1 protein-coding gene is annotated in these 513 nt (G+C 43.3%); it reads right to left on the bottom strand.

Annotated elements, in window-relative coordinates; genetic code table 11:
* The coding region (locus tag K0039_RS20645; protein WP_369123862.1) for a phage integrase at positions 1-424 on the bottom strand (424 nt) is incomplete at its 3' end.
* Between the last annotated feature and the right edge of the window lie 89 nt (positions 425-513).

The raw sequence follows: 513 nt of genomic DNA, 5'->3' as shown, positions 1-513 counted from the left end.
CAATTAACTTGGTGAACATCCCGCTCATTATTGCCAGATGCCGATTTACGCTGGCTGGTTTTAGACCATCGTTCATCATTACAACGCGATAATCAGTTATCGTTTTCTTTGTTAGCTGGTCAGCTCTGGACACTCCCATTTCTGCAAATTTGGCGATTATTGTCGTCAAACGCCCCCGTTCAATATCTCCACGCTCATGTGATTTTCCGTGATATATCCACCATCTGCCTAACAACTCTGTAAGAGTTCGGCGGTCGGCTGGCTTCTCCAGCCACACTTTGTTGTGGTAGTTAACCAGTACATGACGTTCGAATGCTTGAGCTTCACCTTTAGTTTTAAATTTCCGCCTGATACGTTTTCCATCTGCACCCTGCGGTCTGACGTCCACTTCATAACGACCATCATCGAGCTTTTTAATAGACATAAAGCCCTCCGATGACGCTGTTTACTTCTACTACTTGAAAATTAATGCAATTTTCTTTCGTACATTTACTGCACACATATGCTGAATAA

The sequence above is a fragment of the Terrisporobacter mayombei genome, assembly GCF_020748465.1.
GTDB lineage: Bacteria > Bacillota > Clostridia > Peptostreptococcales > Peptostreptococcaceae > Terrisporobacter > Terrisporobacter mayombei.
The sequence above is the reverse complement of the archived record's forward strand: the minus strand, read 5'-3'. Positions and strand labels throughout refer to the sequence as shown.